Below are 13,750 nucleotides of genomic sequence, written 5' to 3' on the forward strand. Positions count from 1 at the left end.
GCAACCAAGCGCATCCCGTGTCGTTACGACGGCACAATGAAAGGACGGAAGCCATGAACCCGATTTCCCGCTTCGCCGCCATCGCCGCAACCGCGTCACTCGCGCTCGCCGCGCCGGCCGTCGCGCAAACCCGCGATGACGATGCCCGCTTCCAGGCAGCGCAACAGCGCTTCAACAACGAACTCAACATCTTCCGGCAGGAATTCGACCGCTATCAGGCGGCGCGCGCGCGTGGATACAACAACCAAGGCTATTATAACGGCCCCCGCAATGCTCCGCCGCCGCCCTATGTTCAGCCGTACGCCGACGATCGCGACGAAGGCGACTATGATCCGGCGCGCTATTATCGCGACGGGCCGAACTATCAGGAGCGCGTGCTGAGCAACAACGACCGCGTCTATCGCGGCAATGATGGCCGCTATTACTGCAAGCGCAACGATGGCACGACCGGCCTCATCATCGGCGCTGCCAGTGGCGGTATTCTCGGCAACGTGATCGACGGCGGCCATTCGCGCATCGTCGGCACGCTGCTCGGTGGTGCGGTCGGCGCGCTGGCGGGCAAGGCGATCGACCAGAACAATAGCCAGGTGCGTTGCCGCTGATGGGCGAATCCGCGCTCGTCGCCGCGATCGAGCTTGGCGGGACCAAGTGCATCGCGGCGATCGCGCGCGGACGCGACATCCTCAACCGCGAACGTTGGCCGACGCGCACACCCGCCGAAACGCTGCCGGCGATCCTGGACTGGATCGCCGAAGCATCGGCGGGCGAACCGCTCGCCGCGGTCGGTGTCGCCGGCTTCGGGCCGCTGGTGGTCGATCCGACGCATGCCGATTACGGCAAGATCGGTTCGACCCCCAAGCCGCATTGGTCCGGCTTCGACTTGCGCGGCGCGGTGGTGGCGCGCTTCGCCGTGCCGATCGGATTCGACACCGATGTGGCGGGCGCGGCACTGGCCGAAGGGCGATGGGGCGCGGCGCGCGGCTGCGGCACGCACATCTATGTGACGATCGGCACGGGCGTGGGCGCCGGGATCGCGGTCGCCGGCAAGCCGCTCCACGGCGCGGCGCATCCCGAGGTCGGGCATATCCGCGTGCGGCGTGATCCGACCGACGCCTTCGCCGGCGCGTGCCCATTCCACGGCGATTGCCTGGAAGGGCTGGTGTCCGGCCCCGCCATCGCCGCACGCGCGGGAATGCCCGCCGAACAGCTCGCGTCCAACGATCCATTGTGGGACCGGATCGCCGACGAGATCGCCGAGCTGGTCATGACGTTGATGCTCACCGTGCCACCGCAGCGGATCGTCATCGGCGGCGGCGTAGGGTCGAGCGGCCGCTTGCTGCCGCGTATTCGCGCGACGGCGACAGCGCGGCTGGCGGGCTATGGCCCCGGCAGCGACGCCGCGGCGATCGAGCGGCTGGTCGTATCACCGGGGCTGGGCGCCGATGCCGGTCCGCTCGGCGCGGTCGCGCTTGCACTCGCGGCGGTGGAATAGGCGCGAGCGCTCAGTGCGGCCGCAAGACCGGCGCACGCAATTCGACGTCGCTCACCACCGGGCCAGGCTGGCTGTGATCGACCTTGTACAGCACGCTGGTTCCGTCGCGCCAAATCTCGACCAGCCCGGTCGCGAGCCGCGGATCGTAGGCGGGCGGCTGGATCAGCCATACATAATCGAACGCATCGCGCGGGAAACGTGCCAGTGACGTCGAGATCGGTCGCCACCATTCGCGCGGGCATTGCACCGCCGTCACGATCTCTGATGGATCGTGCGCGTAGCGCTTGGCCTTGGCATATTGCGTCGTGAGCAATTGCGCACCGGCCATTGACCATTGATCGTTGGAATAGGCCATCCGGCGCTCCAGCGCGATCGCCGGCAGATGTTCGAGCCGCGAGGCGGTCCAGTCGCCATAGCATTTCTCGCCGACGAACGAGACCAGCCGCGCGCCGACCGGCACATGATCGAGCGCTTTCAGCTCGCGCTCGTAGCTCTGCGCGTAGATCCAGAAACTCGCCGTCGTCGCTGCGATGCGCACGAGGAAGAAGCTGAGGCCGAGCGTCGCCAGCACCCACGTTCCGAGCACCGACAAATCGGTCTTGGGGCGGATCGCGATCACCGCCATCGCCAGCATGAACGGCACCAGCCGCATGTCGGCATAGGCCGATCCGAACACGATCCGCGGCAGCAGGATGTAGACGAGCAGCAGGAATGCCGCCGACAGCGCGAGGTTGCGCGAATATTGGATGCTCGGATCGCGCACCGCGCGCACCAGGATCATCAGCACCACCGCGACGCTGGCGATATCGAGCAGCTCCCACCGGTCGCGGAAGGTCATCACCAGCCAGCCGATCTTGGCGCGCCAGTTGAACCAGTCGGTGGTCTGGCCGCCGACGTGATCGCCACTGCGCCAGAAGATCATCAGCACCATCGGCAGCGCGAGCGGCACGCAGGCCAGCCCGGCGCGGATCAACGCCTGGTGCCAGCGATGCCCGGCATCGTGCTGGCGGATCAGTTCGGCCGAGAAGGCGAGCACGCCGAGCGTCCCCCAGCCGAACGTGTGGCACAGCCACAGCAGGCACGAGATCGGCACGAAGATCGCCGCGCGGAGCCGCACATGCCCGAGCCGCGCCATCCTGAGCCACAGCGCGAACAGGTTGAGCGCGATCACCATCGACAGCTCGAAATTGACGAAGCCGAAATGGAACGGATAGCTGTAGGCGAGCGGCAGCGCGAACAGTGCGGTGGCGGGAATGCGACCGTGCACCTCGCGCGCGATCCACAGCAACCCGGACACCATCAGCGCGGGGATCGCCATCACGATCAGCTTCACGCCCAGTTCGAGCCCGAAGATTTTCGACATCGGGATGATGAGCAGATCGATGCCGAGGTTGCCGATCAGCGACCAGTTGAAATCATACCATTCCTTGAGGAACGGATGATCGGCGATGGCGAGCTGCACGCGGAAGCGGCCCATATGGCCGGGCAGATCGACCAGCGGCGGAATCTCGGGGCGCAGCAGGGGGATGACGGCGATCAGCGTCGCGAGGATCACGAACAGACGTGTCTGCCACCAACGCGGCGCTTGCTGGGGTTCGACCATCCGCGCGCTTCTAACGGGCGGCGGGCGGGTGCGACAAGCCGGCTTGCGAAACCGCAGCGCCGAAATCGTGCGCGTCCATGTTGGCGACACCAGCGGCGCCGCGGATCGCGAGGAACGCGAGCGCCGCCCACGCGACCTCGCCACGCCGGCGCAGCTTCACGCGCGCGTTGCAGCGGATCGACAGCAGGGCGAGGGCGATCGCTCCGGGTGCGATCGTGCTGTCCAGCCCGGCTGGCGCGGCGATGAACACGAGCAGCAGCGCAAGCGCCGCTGCGACGAGCATCGGCGCATGGACGAAACGCCGGTCACGGTAGCTTTTGTGGGCCACCAACGCGACGACGATCATGCAGGCCGCATCGAAGACCGGCCAGCGATTGCCAAGCGCCATCGTCAGCCAGCCCGGCTTGAGCGCGAGGCTCGCCAGCCAGTCGTCGGGGCCGGCCATCCGCCACGTCGGAAGCATCAGCACCGGCGGCGCGAGCGGCAGGCAGGCGCGCGCGGCGCGCCACCCGCACGCGCTCCACGGGCGACGCAAACCCTCCCGCTCGACGGCGCGTTCGCGCGCGAGTTCGGCTGCGAACACCGTTGCGAGCAGGCACAGCCAGCCAGTCGCGTCCGCAGCGTAGATCAGGCCTGAGAGCGCGACGAACGCCGCCGCGCGCGGCCACGGCCACCGCGCGAGACGCAGCCAAAGCACGAAGCCGGCGAGTGTCAGCGTTGGGCCAGGAGTGCTGAAACGGTCGGCGAAGGGCAGCGCGAAATAAGCGCTCGGCTGGATGCGGCCATGCGCGACGCGCGACAGCCACAGCATCGCCGCCGCCATGAGCACGGGCGTCGCGCTCAGCGCCGACGTGACCCCCGCCGCGAGCGACGGTGCGGCGACCAGCAGCAGCGCGAGCGCGATGCACCACCACGTCTCCCACCAGGGGCGCGGGGGGATGCGTCTCGCCGCTTCTACGGTCAGGGTTCGCGTCGCCAACGCCGGTCAGCCCAGCGATACCGCGAACCCCGGCATTGCCTCAGCCGTCGCGGCGGCCGAGCAGCCGCAGCCGCAGCGCGTTGAGCTTGATGAAGCCGGCCGCGTCGCGCTGGTCGTAGGCGCCCTGATCGTCCTCGAAGGTGACGACCTTTTCCGAATAGAGCGAATAGGGCGACTTGCGGCCGGTTACCGATACATTGCCCTTGTAGAGCTTGAGCCGAACCGTGCCCGTCACCTTGGCTTGGCTGTGATCGACGGCGGCCTGGAGCATCTCGCGCTCGGGCGAGAACCAGAAGCCGTTATAGACCAGCTCGGCGTAGCGCGGCGCGAGTTCGTCCTTGAGGTGCGCCGCGCCGCGATCGAGCGTGAGCTGTTCGATGCCACGATGCGCGAGGTGATAGATCGTGCCGCCCGGCGTCTCGTACATGCCGCGCGACTTCATGCCGACGAAGCGGTTCTCGACCAGATCGAGCCGGCCGATGCCGTGCTTGCGGCCGTATGCGTTGAGCGTCTCGAGCAAGGTCGCCGGCGACATCGCCTCGCCGTTGATCGCGACGCCATCGCCTCGCTCGAAATCGATCGTGATGACCTCGGGCGTGTCGGGCGCGTCCTCGGGATTGACCGTGCGCGAATAGACGTAGTCGGGCACTTCCTGCCACGGGTCTTCGAGCACTTTGCCTTCGGACGAGGTGTGCAGCATGTTCGCGTCGGTCGAGAACGGCGACTCGCCGCGCTTGTCCTTGCTCACCGCGATCTGGTGCTGTTCGGCGAATTCGATCAGCCGGGTGCGGCTGGTGAGATCCCATTCGCGCCAGGGCGCGATCACCTTGATGTCGGGGGCGAGCGCATAATAGCCGAGTTCGAAACGGACCTGATCGTTACCCTTGCCGGTCGCGCCGTGGCTGACCGCATCTGCGCCGACCATCTTGGCGATCTCGATCTGGCGCTTGGCGATCAGCGGCCGCGCGATCGAGGTGCCGAGCAGGTACAGCCCCTCGTAGAGCGCGTTGGCGCGCATCATCGGGAAGACGTAATCCTTGACGAATTCCTCGCGCAGATCGTCAATGAAGATATGCTCGGGTTTCACACCGGCGAGTTCGGCCTTCTTGCGCGCCGGCTCGAGTTCCTCGCCCTGGCCGAGATCGGCGGTGAAGGTGACGACCTCGCAATTATACGTCTGCTGGAGCCACTTCAGAATCACCGAGGTGTCGAGGCCGCCCGAATAGGCGAGGACGACGCGTTTGATCTGATCGGACATGCGGACTCCGGCGAAGGGGAAAATCGCCTGCGCCTCTAGGCGGCGCTCGCCCGCTTCGCAACCGTGATGCGCGCGGCGAGGCCGGGGAGGAACGCGCCCAGCGCCATCGCACGATAGGCATAGCCCGCGATCAGCGCCAGCCACAGCCCGGTCGCGCCATACGGACGCAGCAGAAGATCGGTGCCGATATAGGCAGCGGTCGAGACGATCGCGGCGTTGCGCAAAGCCCGGCCCTCGGTCGCGCCGATGAACACACCGTCGAGCAGCCACGCCGGCACGCCGATCAGCGGGACGAGCGCGACCAGCGGCACCAGCGCATAGGCGGCGTGGCGGACGTCCACGCTCGCCACCAACGCATCGATCATCGAGCCGCCGCCGAACGCGACGACAATGGCGAAGGCCGCGGCGGCGGCGAGGCAAAACTCTCCGACCAACCGGATCGCGCGCCAGAAGCGCTCGCGCGATCCGGCGCCTATCGCCTGACCGATCCGCGATTCGGCGGTGAAGCAGAAGCCGTCGAGCACGAACGCCGAGATCGAGACGAACTGCATCAGCACCTGATTGGCGGCGAGTTGAGTCGCACCCAGCCGCGCACCGGCATTGGCGAACCAGGTGAACATCACCAGCAAAGCGACAGTGCGGATCATGATGTCGGCGTTGACCGCGAGCAGCCGCCGCATCGCGGATGCCGCGAACAGACCGGCGCCGCGCAGCCCCGCACGGCCGGTCGGCCCAAGCCGCCCCGATACGATCACCAATCCGCATGCGAATGCGATCCAGTCCGCCGCCGCCGTGCCCAGGCCGACACCGCGCACGCCCCAGTGAAAATGCCACACGAACAGCACGTCGAGCACGATGTTGGCGAGGTTGGCGACGATCTGGATCACCAGCGCCTCACGCGTTTGCCCCAGCCCAAGCAGCCAGCCGTTGATCGCGTACACGCCGAGCAGCGCGGGTGCGCTGAGGAAGCGCGCGGCCACGAACGCCCGCGCCGCCCGGTCGATATCGGCGCCTCCTGCGAGGATCGCAAAGGCCGCCGGGATCAGAACCACCTGCAGCGCGAGCAGCGCCGCGCCGAAGCCCAGCCCCATCACCACGCCGCGCGCGAGCAGCGCCGCCACCTCCGCGTGATCGCCCGCGCCGTGCGCCTGCGCGGTGAGTCCCGTCACGCCCATGCGCAGGAAGCCGAAGCTCCAGAAGAAGAAGTTGATGACGGTCGCGCCAAGCGCCACGCCCGCCAGCGCCACGGTGTCGCCAGTGCGGCCGATCACGGCGGTATCGACGAGTCCGACCAAGGGTATCGTCGCCTGGCCAAGCATGATCGGCCAGGCCTGCGCGAAGATCGCGCGGCGGGTAAGCGAGGCGTTCATGATCTCGGCGATACGGTGGTTCGATGCGTAAAACTACCGTTCGTGCTGAGCGCAGTCGAAGCACGTGCCTCGAACGCTTGCGCCCGTGGCACGCCCTTCGACTTCGCTCAGGGCGAACGGCGGGATAGGCGGGTGTCGCTAGTCCGCGTCAGATCGCCAAACCGTTCGTGCCGTGCGCCGTCGACGCACCAGCGCAAGTGCCTCGACTACGCTCGGGGCGAACGGCTTGGCGCTACTTCTTCGATGTATCCCCGCCGCGCCATGCGCGTTCGAACGGCAACCGCCAGGCGTGCGGGGCGATGAGCTGGTGGATCGACTTCGGCCCCCACGAACCCGGCTCGTACAGCCGCACCGGCGGCGGATTCTCGAGCAACGGCGTCGAGACCTGCCACAGCCGCTCGATTCCCTCGGCGGTGGTGAACAGGGTCCGATCGCCGCGCATCGCGTCGAGGATCAGGCGCTCATAGGCTTCGAGCACCTCGTCGATCCGCCCGGTCTCCTGAAGCGCGAACTGCATGCTGAGCTTGTCGAGCCGCATCCCCGGCCCCGGCCGCTTGCCATAGAAGGAAAGCGACACGCGCGAGGCATCGGCGAGGTCGAAGGTCAGATGGTCCGGCCCCTGCGAGCCGACGCCGGAGCCGGCCGGGAACATGCTCTTGGGTGGCTCGCGAAACGCGATCGAGATGATCCGCTGCCCCTCTGCCAGCTTCTTGCCGGTGCGCAGATAGAAGGGCACGCCGGCCCAGCGCCAGTTGTCGATCTGGCACTTGAGCGCGATAAACGTCTCGGTATCCGATTCGGGATCGACGCCTTCCTCGCCACGATAGCCGACATATTGGCCGCGCACGACATCATGCGGGTCGAGCGGCAGCATCGAGCGGAAAACCTTGTTCTTCTCCTCGCTGATCGGGCCGGGTTCGAGCGCGGTGGGCGGCTCCATCGCCATGAAGCCGAGGATCTGGAACAGATGCGTCACCACCATGTCGCGGAACGCGCCGGTGCTCTCGTAGAAGCCGATGCGCTTGCCGAGACCCAGGGTCTCTGGAACGTCGATCTGGACGTGATCGATGAAGTTGCGATTCCAGATCGGCTCGAACAGCCCGTTCGCGAAACGGAAGGCGAGGATGTTCTGCGCCGGTTCCTTGCCGAGAAAATGGTCGATGCGGAAAATCTGCTCTTCGGCGAAAATCTCGTGCAGTTTCGCGTTGAGATCGACCGCGCTGGCGAGATCGGTGCCGAACGGCTTCTCCATCACCACGCGCGACTTCTCGACCAGTCCGGCGGCACCGAGCATCCGCGCGCTCGACAGAGCCGCGTTCGGCGGGACGCTCAGATAATGGAGCCGGCGGCTCTCGGTGCCGAGGCTCTGCTCGGCGGCGAGCACGACCTCACGCAGCTTTTCGGGGCCGGCGGCGATCGGCAGATAATCGAGCAAAGCGGCGAACGCGGTCCATTCGGCATCGTCGATCGGCCGGGTGCGGAACTCGTCGAGCGCGGCACGCGTGAAGATGCGGAACGCATCGGCATCCATTTCGTCGAGCGACATGCCGATGATCCGGCAATCGGGAATGAACCCTTCGCTGATGAGGTGGAACAGCCCCGGCAGCAGCTTGCGCCGCGAAAGATCGCCGGTCGCACCGATCAGCACCACCACCTGCGGGAATTTCGGGCCGACCGAAAGAGAAGCCTTCGACATTCGTATATTCGTCCCGCCGTGCGTCCATGAGACCGCTCAACGCACCCTCGCCCGATCGGATGCATGTCGCATCTCGGCCGCCCTTGGAGCGCATCGCTTGCGGCAGATCAATCGGGATTCGGTGCGTGCGGAAATTGCGCTGTCAGGAAATCGAGCACCGCACGCACTCGCACCGGCATGCGCAAGGGGGCGTAGCGATGCGCGACGGACAGCGTCAGCGGCGCTATGTCGTAGCCGCACAACACAGGACGTAGCGTGCCGCGCGCGATATCGCCGCTGACCTGGATCTGCGGGAGCAGACCGATGCCCAGGCCGCTCGCCACCGCCCGGTACACGGCCTCGCTGCTGTTGGCGCGAAACGGCCCACCTACGCGCCAGCTTTCGCCGGCGATGTCCCATGTCGCGCGCGCCGGGCCGTAGCCATAGGCGATGCAGGCGTGGGCAAGCAGACCGGCCGGCGTAGCCGGCGCGCCCCGCGCCGCGAGATAGGTGGGCGCCGCGACCAGCACGCGCGCGATCCGGCCGAGCGGGCTGGCATGAGCCGCTTCGGGCACGGGATCGCCGACCCGCACGGCGAGGTCCAGTCCGGCTTCGTCGAGACTGTCCTGCCAGTCCGCGATCGCGAATTCGATCCGCAGTTCGGGGTGGCGCGCGTTGAGCGCCACGATCCGCTCGGCGTAGTGCAGCCCAAGCGCGGTCGTGACGCCCACGCGCACCACGCCGCGCGCGCGCGCCGCGGCGCCGAGATCCGCTTCGGCATGGTCGATCTCCTCGATCACGGCGCGGGCATGATCGAGCAGCCGCTCGCCATCACGCGTCAGGGCGATCCGGCGCGTGGAGCGTAGCAGCAAACGCGCGCCGAAATGCGCCTCGAGCTGATCGATTCGGCGCGCGATCGTGGTATGACTGGCGTGGCTCTGCGCCGCGACGGTCGAGAAGTTCCGCCGCTCGGCGACTTGGACGAACGTGCGGAGGTTCTGAACGAGATCGGACATTTGCACGGATATCGCACAAGTAATGGGCTCATTATAGCTATTGTCTTTGTTTTCGCACAGGCGACATGAGGTTCATCCGGCCCCAAACAGACCGGTATCGAGGAGATGATCGAAATGTCCGACCGGATCGCTCACCCCGGATTGCGCGCACGGATCACCAGCGCCGAACGGGCGGCCGCACTGATCGACCACGGCATGACCGTCGGCATGAGCGGCTTCACCGGATCCGGCTACCCCAAAGCGGTGCCGATGGCGTTGGCCGCGCGGATCGAGGCCGAGCATGCGGCCGGCCGCCCGATGCGTGTGCGGGTGTGGACCGGCGCTTCGACCGGACCGGAACTCGACGGCGCGCTGGCCCGCGCCAACGGCATCGAACTGCGGCTGCCATATAATTCCGATCCGATCGCACGCGACCGCATCAACCGCGGTGAGATGGACTATCTCGACATGCATTTGAGCCAGGTCGCGCCAATGGCGTGGCAGGGCTTTCTGGGGCCGCTCGACGTCGCGGTGGTGGAAGTGAGCGCGATCCGCCCCGACGGGTCGCTCGTGCCGTCGTCATCGGTCGGCAACAACAAGACCTGGCTCGATCGCGCGAAGAAGGTCATCCTCGAGGTCAATCGCTGGCAGAACCCCGCGCTGGAGGGGATGCACGACATCTATTACGGCACCGCACTGCCGCCGCACCGCGTGCCGATCCCGTTGGTTCGCGCCGACGACCGGATCGGCGAGCCCTATCTGCGCTGCGACCCGGACAAGATCGTCGCGATCGTCGAGACCGACGCACCCGATCGCAATGCGCCCTTCTCGCCGCCCGATACCGCCGCGACGGGGATCGCCGGGCATCTGCTGGAGTTCCTCGGCCATGAGGTGACGAAGGGGCGCTTGCCCGCATCGCTGCTGCCGCTGCAATCGGGCGTCGGCAACATCGCCAATGCGGTGCTGGCCGGGCTGGTGGACGGGCCGTTCCACGATCTCACCGCCTATACCGAGGTGATTCAGGACGGCATGCTCGATCTGCTCGACAGCGGCCGCCTGCGCATCGCCTCGGCGACCGCCTTCTCGCTCAGCCCGGAAGCGGCGGCGCGGCTCAATGCGGAGATGGGGCGCTACCGCGACCGCATGATCCTGCGCCCGCAGGAGATCAGCAACCATCCCGAACTGATCCGCCGGTTGGGCTGTATCGCGATGAACGGGCTGATCGAGGCGGACATCTACGGCAACGTCAATTCGACCTGCGTGATGGGATCGCGAATCCAGAACGGCATCGGCGGCTCGGGCGACTTCGCGCGCAACGCCTATGTCTCGATCTTCATGACGCCCTCCACCGCCAAGGGCGGCAAGATCTCGGCGATCGTGCCGCAGGCGGCGCATGTCGACCACATCATGCAGGATGTCGCGGTGCTGGTGACCGAACAGGGGCTGGCCGATCTGCGCGGCCTCAGCCCCAGGCACCGTGCCCGGCTCGTGATCGAACGATGCGCCCACCCGTCTTACCGAGATGCGCTGACCGACTATTACGAGCGGGCGCTGACGAAATCCTACGGCCTGCACGCACCGTCGCTGCCAAGCGAGGCGCTGTCCTGGCATCAGCGCTTCATCGACACCGGGACGATGCAGCCGGCCTGACGGACTTAGTCGAGGTTAGGCCGCAGCCAGCGCTTCGCCGTATCGAGATCGACCCCGCGCCGCGTGGCATAATCGGCGACTTGATCGTCACCGATCCGCGCCACGCCGAAATATTCCGCCTGCGGGTGGCCGAAATAGAAGCCCGACACCGCCGCGGTCGGCAGCATCGCGAAGCTTTCGGTGAGGCTCGCGCCGGTATTGTGGTGCGCGTCGAGCATCTTGAACAGCATCGTCTTGAGGCTGTGCTCGGGGCACGCGGGATAGCCCGGCGCCGGGCGGATGCCGCGATATTGCTCGCGGATCAACGCCTCGTTGGTGAGCTGCTCGTCGGGCGCATAGCCCCATAGCTCGGTGCGGACGTGCTGGTGGAGCCGCTCGGCGAACGCCTCGGCGAGACGATCGGCGAGCGCTTTGAGCAGGATGTCCGAATAATCGTCGATGGCCGCCTTGAAGCGCGCGAGATGCGGCTCGATGCCGTGAATCGACACCGCGAAGCCGCCGATCCAGTCGCCTTTGGTGTCGATGAAATCGGCCAGGCACATATTGGCGCGGCCCTCACGCTTGGCGATCTGCTGGCGCAGGAACGGCAGGCGGAACACATCGGTGCCGTCGACCAGATTAAGCATGTCGAGGCCGATCAGCTCGTCAGCGTTGAAATCACCCTTCACGTCCACGATCACATCGTCCTCGTGGCGCGCGCAGACCCACAGCCCGGCGACGCCCCGCGCGGTCAGCCACTTCTCGTCGATGATCTTGTCGAGCATCTTCTGTGCATCGGCGAACAGCGAGCGCGCGCTTTCGCCGACCACCGCATCGTCAAGGATCGCGGGATAATTGCCCGCCAGCTCCCAGGCGCGGAAGAACGGCGTCCAGTCGATCACCTCGCGCAGATCCTTGAGATCCCAGTCGCGGAACACGTGCAGGCCGAGCTTGGCGGGCGCGGCCGGCTTGAGCGCCATGTCGGCGACGAACGGATTGGCGCGCGCCTTGGCGAGCGGGAGCAAATCGTTGTTACCCTTGTTGGCGCGGGCGATGCGGACCGCTTCGTAATCCTCGGCGGTCTTGGTGACGAACGCGTCCTTCTGCGTGTCGCTGACCAGGGTCGAGGCGACGCCGACCGCGCGGCTCGCGTCGAGCACATGGACGACGGGGCCGTCATAGGCGGGCGCGATCCGCAGCGCGGTGTGGACCTTCGAGGTGGTCGCGCCGCCGATCAGCAGCGGCATCGTCATGCCGGCGCGCTTCATCTCCTCGGCGACCGTCACCATCTCGTCGAGGCTCGGCGTGATGAGGCCGGACAGGCCGATCATGTCGGCGTCATTCTCGTTCGCGGCTTTGAGGATGTCGCTCCACGGCACCATCACGCCCATATCGACCACGTCGAAGCCGTTGCACTGGAGCACGACGCCAACGATGTTCTTGCCAATGTCATGCACGTCGCCCTTGACGGTCGCCATGATGATCTTGCCCTTGCCGCGCGCGCCCGGCTCCTTCGCCGCCTCGATGAAGGGGAGGAGGTGCGCGACCGCCTTCTTCATCACCCGCGCCGATTTCACGACCTGCGGCAGGAACATCTTGCCCGATCCGAACAGATCGCCAACCACGTTCATGCCGTCCATCAGCGGCCCTTCGATCACCTCGATGGGCCGCGCGAACATCTGGCGGCATTCCTCGGTGTCCTCGACGACATACAGGTCGATGCCCTTGACCAGCGCATGTTCGAGCCGCTTCTTGACGTCCCAGCCGCGCCATTCCTCGGCGGCCTTCTCGGCGACGGCATCGGTGCCGCGGAAGCGCTCGGCGATCGCGATCAGGCGTTCGGTCGGGGTCTCGTCGGGGCTGCGTGCCGGGCGGTTGAGGATGACGTCCTCGCACGCCTCGCGCAGTTCGGGATCGATATCGTCATAGATGTCGAGCTGCCCCGCATTGACGATCGCCATGTCGAGCCCGGCGGGGATCGCATGATAGAGGAACACCGAATGCATCGCGCGGCGCACCGGCTCGTTGCCCCGGAAGCTGAACGACAGGTTGGAGAGCCCGCCCGAGAAGTGAACGTGCAGGCAGCGTTTCTTGATCTCCTTGACCGCCTCGATGAAATCGACGCCGTAATTGTTGTGCTCCTCGATCCCGGTCGCAACCGCGAAGATGTTCGCGTCGAAGATGATGTCCTCGGGCGGGAAGCCGATGCTCATCAGCAGCTTGTAGGCACGCTCACAGATCTCGATCTTGCGCTGTTGCGTATCGGCCTGGCCGACCTCGTCGAACGCCATTACCACCACGGCGGCGCCATAGGCCATGCAGCGCTTGGCTTCGTGGAGGAACTTCTCCTCGCCCTCCTTCATGCTGATCGAATTGACGATCGGCTTGCCGCTCACGCATTTCAGCCCGGCCTCGATCACCGACCATTTCGACGAATCGACCATGAACGGGATACGCGCGATATCCGGCTCGGCGGCGATCAGCTTGAGGAAGGTCGTCATGGCATGCTCGGCATCGAGCAGCCCCTCGTCCATGTTGACGTCGAGCACCTGCGCGCCGCTCTCGACCTGCTGGCGCGCGACCTCGATCGCGGCCGGGTAATCGCCCGCCATGATGAGCTTCTTGAAACGCGCCGAGCCGGTGACGTTGGTGCGCTCGCCGATGTTGACGAAAGAGGTGGAGAGGTTGGCGGTCACGGGCAATTCCCAAATCGTCACCCCAGCGCACGCTGGGGTCTTGCAGTAACGGA

At 66.5% G+C, this 13,750-nt stretch carries 10 protein-coding genes; 3 read left to right on the forward strand and 7 right to left on the reverse strand.

The genetic code is table 11. The features are described 5' to 3' along the window. The first annotated feature begins 53 nt into the window (after positions 1-53). Both PX554_RS07505 and PX554_RS07510 read left to right on the forward strand, forming a co-directional pair. Entirely contained in the window at positions 54-602 is a 549-nt protein-coding gene (locus PX554_RS07505; RefSeq protein WP_275500359.1) for a glycine zipper 2TM domain-containing protein, read from the forward strand. Continuing rightward, positions 602-1,492 carry an ROK family protein gene (locus PX554_RS07510; protein WP_093223026.1) on the forward strand — a complete coding sequence of 297 codons (891 nt, stop codon included), beginning with the start codon at positions 602-604 and terminating at the stop codon, positions 1,490-1,492. The genes PX554_RS07505 and PX554_RS07510 overlap by 1 nt, the downstream gene beginning before the upstream one ends. Before the next feature lie 10 nt (positions 1,493-1,502). Here the strand turns inward: PX554_RS07510 and PX554_RS07515 are convergent, their stop codons facing one another. From PX554_RS07515 to PX554_RS07540, 6 genes are all read right to left on the reverse strand, one after another. Further along, complete coding sequence (locus tag PX554_RS07515) at positions 1,503-3,095, reverse strand: hypothetical protein (protein WP_275500364.1); 1,593 nt, start codon at positions 3,093-3,095, stop codon at positions 1,503-1,505. Positions 3,096-3,105: 10 nt separating this feature from the next. Further along, positions 3,106-4,074, reverse strand: a complete 969-nt coding sequence (locus PX554_RS07520) for a hypothetical protein (protein WP_275500365.1) — start codon at positions 4,072-4,074, stop codon at positions 3,106-3,108. A 40-nt stretch (positions 4,075-4,114) separates the two neighbouring features. Continuing rightward, the gene (locus tag PX554_RS07525) at positions 4,115-5,332 is read right to left on the reverse strand and encodes an argininosuccinate synthase (RefSeq protein WP_093223021.1); all 1,218 of its coding nucleotides are present in this window, start codon (positions 5,330-5,332) and stop codon (positions 4,115-4,117) included. Between the two features lie 35 nt (positions 5,333-5,367). Beyond that, on the reverse strand, positions 5,368-6,702 hold the full coding sequence (locus PX554_RS07530) for an MATE family efflux transporter (protein WP_275500368.1): 1,335 nt from the start codon (positions 6,700-6,702) through the stop codon (positions 5,368-5,370). A 232-nt stretch (positions 6,703-6,934) separates the two neighbouring features. Further along, complete coding sequence (zwf, locus tag PX554_RS07535; RefSeq protein ID WP_093223018.1) at positions 6,935-8,398, reverse strand: glucose-6-phosphate dehydrogenase; 1,464 nt, start codon at positions 8,396-8,398, stop codon at positions 6,935-6,937. 107 nt (positions 8,399-8,505) lie between these two features. Beyond that, on the reverse strand, positions 8,506-9,393 hold the full coding sequence (locus PX554_RS07540; RefSeq protein ID WP_275500370.1) for a LysR family transcriptional regulator: 888 nt from the start codon (positions 9,391-9,393) through the stop codon (positions 8,506-8,508). Positions 9,394-9,507: 114 nt separating this feature from the next. Between PX554_RS07540 and PX554_RS07545 the strand changes: the two genes are divergently transcribed. Further along, the gene (locus PX554_RS07545; RefSeq protein ID WP_275500372.1) at positions 9,508-11,022 is read left to right on the forward strand and encodes an acetyl-CoA hydrolase/transferase family protein; all 1,515 of its coding nucleotides are present in this window, start codon (positions 9,508-9,510) and stop codon (positions 11,020-11,022) included. Positions 11,023-11,027: 5 nt separating this feature from the next. On the opposite strand, the gene metH is transcribed toward PX554_RS07545, so the two are convergent. Beyond that, positions 11,028-13,697, reverse strand: coding sequence for a methionine synthase (gene metH / locus PX554_RS07550; RefSeq protein ID WP_275500374.1), 2,670 nt, complete (start codon positions 13,695-13,697; stop codon positions 11,028-11,030). Between the last annotated feature and the right edge of the window lie 53 nt (positions 13,698-13,750).

The sequence above is a fragment of the Sphingomonas pollutisoli genome, from assembly GCF_029167165.1.
GTDB classification, from domain to species: Bacteria; Pseudomonadota; Alphaproteobacteria; order Sphingomonadales; family Sphingomonadaceae; genus Sphingomonas; species Sphingomonas pollutisoli.

What these genes read in the sequence shown, in the direction of transcription:
- PX554_RS07505 (WP_275500359.1), top strand. Translation starts at nt 54, where the DNA reads ATGAACCCGATTTCCCGCTTCGCCGCCATCGCCGCAACCGCGTCACTC.
- PX554_RS07510 (WP_093223026.1), top strand. Translation starts at nt 602, where the DNA reads ATGGGCGAATCCGCGCTCGTCGCCGCGATCGAGCTTGGCGGGACCAAG.
- PX554_RS07515 (WP_275500364.1), bottom strand. Translation starts at nt 3,095, where the DNA reads ATGGTCGAACCCCAGCAAGCGCCGCGTTGGTGGCAGACACGTCTGTTC.
- PX554_RS07525 (WP_093223021.1), bottom strand. Translation starts at nt 5,332, where the DNA reads ATGTCCGATCAGATCAAACGCGTCGTCCTCGCCTATTCGGGCGGCCTC.
- PX554_RS07530 (WP_275500368.1), bottom strand. Translation starts at nt 6,702, where the DNA reads ATGAACGCCTCGCTTACCCGCCGCGCGATCTTCGCGCAGGCCTGGCCG.
- zwf (WP_093223018.1), bottom strand. Translation starts at nt 8,398, where the DNA reads ATGTCGAAGGCTTCTCTTTCGGTCGGCCCGAAATTCCCGCAGGTGGTG.
- PX554_RS07540 (WP_275500370.1), bottom strand. Translation starts at nt 9,393, where the DNA reads ATGTCCGATCTCGTTCAGAACCTCCGCACGTTCGTCCAAGTCGCCGAG.
- PX554_RS07545 (WP_275500372.1), top strand. Translation starts at nt 9,508, where the DNA reads ATGTCCGACCGGATCGCTCACCCCGGATTGCGCGCACGGATCACCAGC.